Genomic DNA, 5,307 nt, shown 5'->3' with positions numbered 1-5,307 from the left:
GGTGGGGCGCGACAGTGTGCGCCGGGGGCGGAACCAGGGGATCGATTCCGGCCACTTTCGGCACGTGTGGGGCGCTCATGATCGCAAGCTTTCCAGCTGGTGCGTTCTGCTCAATAGCATCGCAAACCCCCATGTCATTCTGCGCCGCTATCAATGCATCCACATGTACACGCACAAGTAAGGGGATGTCCAGCATTGTCAACGTGGGACTCTTGGTGTCTGTGGGATAGCCAACTTGGCCTAAAAATGCCACACACGGCCGCAATTTGCGGTCGACTGAGGCCGCTCGACAGCGCGTCATATCGACCGTGACGGGTACGTAATCGGTGATGGCCAGGGGCAGTTGGGACCGCCTCGGAACCTGGCGGCGGACCTGGGCGTCTTAACCGCCGTGGGCCGCGTCCCATCCCCGAGCAGCGGGACAGCACACTCGGCGATCTCCGACGGATCAGTACAGCGCCATGCGTGCGCCACCCTCCGCTACGTTTCACGCCCGACCCCGACGGGCTGCCCGTGCCGCAGGCTGAATGGCGGCGACGCACCACCAGTACGCAGTCCAGTACGCGACGTGCACGCTCAGTGAAGATATGCACACATGGTGTGATATGGACCTCGGCGTTCAACGGAAAGGAACGAGCGCTCATGCGCGAGATCCCCGGAAGGCGACGCAGGCTCCCGTTCCGGCGAGGTGAGGAGCCTGCCCGACTCGGCGCGGCGCTGACCTGCGCCACCGCGTGGCGATGGCCCGTGCTCCCCGGTGTGGGCCTGGCGTCGGCGGGCGGCCGCGGCGGCCCCGGACAGGCCTGCGCCTGTCCCGACCTCGAATGCGTGGTTCCCGGCGCGCACCCGTTCGACCCGGGCATCCTGGCCGCCACCACCGACACCCGCATGATCCGCTGGTGGTGGACCAACCGCCCGGCGGCGCCCGTCCTGCTGGCCACCGGCGGTACGGCGCCGTGCGCGATCAGCCTCCCCGCGGTCGCCGGCGCGGTCGCGCTGACGGCGCTCGACGGCATGGGGATGCGCCTGGGGCCGGTCGTCGCGACGCCGACCCGCTGGTCGCTCCTGGTCGCGCCCTACACCCTGGAGCGGCTCGGTGAGCTGCTGTACGCCAAGGACCGGGTGCCCAGTTCGCTGCGGTTCCACGGGGAGGGCGGCTACCTCGTACTGCCGCCGTCCCGGACGGGGGCCGGACAGGTGAGGTGGGAGCGGTCGCCTTCCCCTGGCTCCCGGCTTCGTCCGGGCGGCGGGGAGCCCGCCGGTTCGGCCGCGCCCTGGCTGCCCGATGTCGAGGCGGTCGTGGACGCGCTGGTCGCGGCGAGCAACGGCGCGCCGGACGGCGGCAGCCGGCTCGCGTACTGAACGGCGCGGCCCTCGCGTGCGCGCGTCCCGGTGACGTGCGCACCGGGGGTGGCGTTCCCGGGACGCCGGCCGGTGAGGGGCGCTCTGCGGCGACGCCCCCTCCGGCTCTCACTCGTACGGGTGCGAGCGGGGCCGTGTTCCGGGCAATCGGGCGCGCGGCTGCCCGCACCCGCGTCATCCGTCGATATCTTCGGCCCACCGTCAAGAACTTTCCGGGCACTCGACAGGTGGGACCCGCCTTGAATCTCCGCATGACCGGGCTCGCGGCCGTCGTGGTGTTCACCGTCCTGCTGCCGCTGGCCGGCGCGTCGGCGGAGCCGGAGGCGCGGTCCGCGCCCGAGCCCCCGCCCGTGCCCGTACCGGCCGACGCGAAGGCGGCCCCGGTGCCCGGCGCGTCCGCGCGGTGCGGGCCGGAGCTCCGCTCCCCGGAGGGCGTCGAGGCCCAGACCTGTGTGCTGGCCGGGGGCGGCCGTACCTGGGCGCGTGCGTACTACCGCAACGCCACGGGCGCGGAGCTGCGGTCCGTCGTACTCGCCCTGATGGGGCCCGCCGGACGGACCGTTCAGATGTATTGCGCGGTGGGCGCGGAGGACGAACCCGGGGTGTGCGAAACGCCGCGTGAGCGTTCGCGTGGAAAGGCCGGCGAATATGCGGCGGTCTCGGAGTTCGCGGCGGCGCAGGACGGGCCGCTGCTCCTGCGCTCCGGCAGCAACTCGGCGGCGCCTGCGCCCCGTTGACCGGTCGGCGCGGCTGCCGGCGGGGCCGGGATACAGAAAGACCCGGTCGCTGGCGACGGGGGATGCACCAGCGACCGGGCACTTAGAACGGTAACAAGAGATCTGCGGTTGGCAAATTCGATCTCCCTTATTCAGACAGGGATTTACCTGCTGATAGGGAAGTTGTGACGGGTGTCACCGATCGGCCGACAGAAACCCCATGCCTCAGCTGAGCGTCACCTGGCGATTGGTGAGGCCGCCCCGCGCGCGGCGCTCCTCCGGGGTGAGCGGCGCGTCGGAGGCGAGCGCCCCGGCGAGCCGCTCGGCGAACTCGGCCGCCGGCTTCTCGATGTCCTGCGCCTTCGTCTCGCTCGGCAGGTCCCAGACCGGGACCATCAGGCCGTGCGCCCGGAAGGAGCCGACGAGGCGGGTGCCCTCGCCGAGCGACGACGTACCGGCGGCGTGCAGCCGTGCCAGCGCGTCCAGGAGCCGGTCCTCGGCGTGCGGCATGACCCAGCGCAGGTGGTTCTTCTCGGGCGTCTCGCACCAGTACGCGGCGTCGACACCGGAGAGCCTGACGGTCGGGATCGCGGCGGCGTTGGCCCGCTCCAGGGAGGCGCTCACCTCGGGTGTGGCGTTCTCCGCGTCGGGGACCCAGAACTCGAACCCGGAGTGCACCTCGGGCTCGAAGGACGCGTCCGCGGCCAGGAGGTCCTGGAGGCGCGGTCCGTCGGCCGGGGCGCGCTCGGCGGCGACCGGGGTGCCGGGCTCGGCGGTGAGCGCGCGCCGCAGGGTGTCGGCGAGGTCGCGGCTGAGGTCACCGGAGGGCGTGTCGTTCTGCAGGCCGAGCAGGACGGAGCCGTCGTCGCGGCGCAGGGCCGGCCAGGCCATCGGAAGGACAGTCGCCAGCGTGACGGAGGGGACGCCGTCGGGCAGTCCGTCCTTCAGCGTCAGCGGCGCCGTCGCGGCGGGCACCAGCTCGCGCAGGGCGACCCAGTCGCTCTCGCCGGCGATCCCCTCGAAGGGGCGCTGGACCAGTTCGGTGACGGCGTGCGCGGCCGCGCGGCCGTGGCACGCCTTGTAGCGACGTCCGGAACCGCACGGGCAGGGCTCCCGGGCCCCGACGACCGGCACCTCCCCGTCGGTCACCTGGGCCTGCGGCTTGGTTCCCCTTGCGGGCTGGGGGCGCTTCTTGGCCATGGCTTGGCTTCTCCCGTTCACGGCAGTGCTGTGTCGGGCGCGAGCCTAGCCGCTGGACGGGCGCCGACGACGACCGGAGACGGCGGCCGGGGAGGGCCGGCAGTCGTGGGCGGCGGGTGGCGACGTCCGGCGGCCGTCGGCGGTGTGGGCGCCGACGGGGCCGGACGCGAGGGTCAGCCGAGCTCGCCGAGGTCGTCGAACGGGTCCGCGAAGTCGAGCCCCGGGACCGCGACGCGCGTAGCGAAGTCCTCGCGCCGGTGCCCGTCGGTCACGTCGACCCACACCGTGACCTCGCCGGCCGCGTTGTCCCGTACGCCCCAGTCCTGTGCCAGGGCCGTGATGATGTTGAGCCCGCGGCCGCCGCGCGCGGTGACCGAGGGCGTGGCCGGAACCGGTCGGGTCGGACCGCCCCCGTCCGTCACTTCGACGGTCAGCCTGCCGGTCGGGTCGACGCGCCACGCGGCGCGGACGTCGCCGTCGCCGACCTCCGCCTGGCCCAGCGGCCTGCCGTGGCGGCAGGAGTTGCTGAGCAATTCGGAGAGGATCAGCACGGCATCGTCGATGACCGCGTCGGACACTCCGTTGACGCGCAGTTCGTCACGCATACGGCGTCTTGCCTCACCCACGCCCGCAGGGCCATGGGGTACGGCCATGCTCGACGACGTGGGCACTTCATGTGCCACCACCAACGCCACCCCCGAGACCTCCTTCGCCCCACGCCAGGGAGTGAATGCCCCAATGGCCTGGACCGGAAACCGGCCAAGCGCGGGTCAGTGACGCACTCGGGACGGTCGAACACGGAGCGAACGCGCCGGTGCACTCCCCGTGACGCCGCTCAGAGGCGCCCGAGCTGGGCCAGAACCTGCTTCGGCCGGTTCGTGATGATGGCCTCCACCCCCAGGCGTACGCACAGGTCGACGTCCTCCGGCTCGTTCACCGTCCACACGTGCACCCGGTGGCCCGCGCGGTGCAGCCGCGCGATGTACCCGGGGTGGTTGCGGACGATCCGGATGCCGGGGCCGGCGATGTGCGAGCCGGCCGGGAGTCGTCCGTCGCGCAGGCGCGGCGAGACGAACTGCATCAGGTAGACGGTCGGGAGGGTGGGCGCGGCGGCCGCCACCCGGTGCAGGGAGCGCGCCGAGAAGCTCATGACGCGTACGGGCGAGGGCTCGTCGGCCGCGGGGGCGTCCAGTCCGAAGCGCTTCAGCAGGTGCAGCAGCCGTTCCTCGACCTGGCCGGCCCAGCGGGTCGGGTGCTTGGTCTCGATGGCCAGTTCCACGCGGCGGCCGGCGTCCGAGACCAGTTCGAGGAGCCGCTCCAGGGTCAGTACGGAGGTGAACTCGCCGGGGGTCTGCCCCCGGGCGGGGTCCCAGTCCGGCGACTCCGCGCTGTCGCGCCAGGAGCCGAAGTCGAGGGCGGCGAGGTCGGCCAGTTCGAGGGCGGAGACGGCGCCGCGGCCGTTGGAGGTGCGGTTGACCCGCCGGTCGTGGACGCAGACGAGGTGCCCGTCCGCGGTGAGCCGTACATCGCACTCGAGGGCGTCGGCGCCGTCCTCGATCGCCTTCATGTACGCCGCCAGGGTGTGCTCGGGGGCGTCCTCGGAGGCGCCGCGGTGAGCGACGACCTGGATGGTGTGCTGCCGTGCTTGGGTCACCGCGTCATGGTGTCACCGCTGACGGGTAGGGGGAAAAGCGCGTCCCGGGAACGACTGCTCGGCCGCGCAGGGGATGCGACCGTTTTGCCCGAAGTAAAGGATGTTCCGTGGATGCACAGGAACCGCTTACGGTCGTCTGACGTGCGGTGGGAAAAGCTGACACCCGACACTTGCACAGTGGTGACGTTGACCGAGAACGACGTGGGACCGAGGAGAAGAGAGCTGTGAGCACCGAGAACGAGGGCACTGCGGCCCCGGCCGCCCCTTCAGCACCTCCCGTGCCGGTGGCCGCTCCCGGGCCCGCCTCCGACTCCACGGGTACGAACGCCACGGGTACGCACCCGGCGGACCCGTGGCGTTCGTACCCGTGGAGTC

5 protein-coding genes and 1 pseudogene are annotated in these 5,307 nt (G+C 72.2%); 2 read left to right on the top strand and 4 right to left on the bottom strand.

The genetic code is table 11. The features are described from left to right. Positions 1-196 (bottom strand): annotated as a pseudogene (locus E2E34_RS36010) (phosphatase); the annotation flags it as partial. 446 nt (positions 197-642) lie between these two features. On the opposite strand from E2E34_RS36010, the gene E2E34_RS30855 reads away from it, so the two are divergent. Beyond that, entirely contained in the window at positions 643-1,362 is a 720-nt protein-coding gene (locus tag E2E34_RS30855; protein ID WP_138905155.1) for a bifunctional DNA primase/polymerase, read from the top strand. Positions 1,363-1,613: 251 nt separating this feature from the next. Beyond that, the gene (locus E2E34_RS30850) at positions 1,614-2,099 is read left to right on the top strand and encodes a hypothetical protein (RefSeq protein ID WP_341870241.1); all 486 of its coding nucleotides are present in this window, start codon (positions 1,614-1,616) and stop codon (positions 2,097-2,099) included. A 204-nt stretch (positions 2,100-2,303) separates the two neighbouring features. Here the strand turns inward: E2E34_RS30850 and E2E34_RS30845 are convergent, their stop codons facing one another. The 3 genes from E2E34_RS30845 to E2E34_RS30835 form a co-directional block, all read right to left on the bottom strand. Further along, on the bottom strand, positions 2,304-3,278 hold the full coding sequence (locus tag E2E34_RS30845) for a DUF5926 family protein (RefSeq protein ID WP_138905153.1): 975 nt from the start codon (positions 3,276-3,278) through the stop codon (positions 2,304-2,306). Between the two features lie 173 nt (positions 3,279-3,451). After that, positions 3,452-4,018, bottom strand: coding sequence for an ATP-binding protein (locus E2E34_RS30840; RefSeq protein ID WP_138905152.1), 567 nt, complete (start codon positions 4,016-4,018; stop codon positions 3,452-3,454). 95 nt (positions 4,019-4,113) lie between these two features. Next, a complete protein-coding gene (locus tag E2E34_RS30835) occupies positions 4,114-4,932 on the bottom strand; it encodes a glycerophosphodiester phosphodiesterase (protein ID WP_138898154.1) in 819 nt (272 codons plus the stop codon). Between the last annotated feature and the right edge of the window lie 375 nt (positions 4,933-5,307).

Source organism: Streptomyces albidochromogenes (assembly GCF_005981925.1).
GTDB classification, from domain to species: Bacteria; Actinomycetota; Actinomycetes; order Streptomycetales; family Streptomycetaceae; genus Streptomyces; species Streptomyces albidochromogenes.
This window is presented reverse-complemented; position numbering and strand designations above follow the sequence as displayed.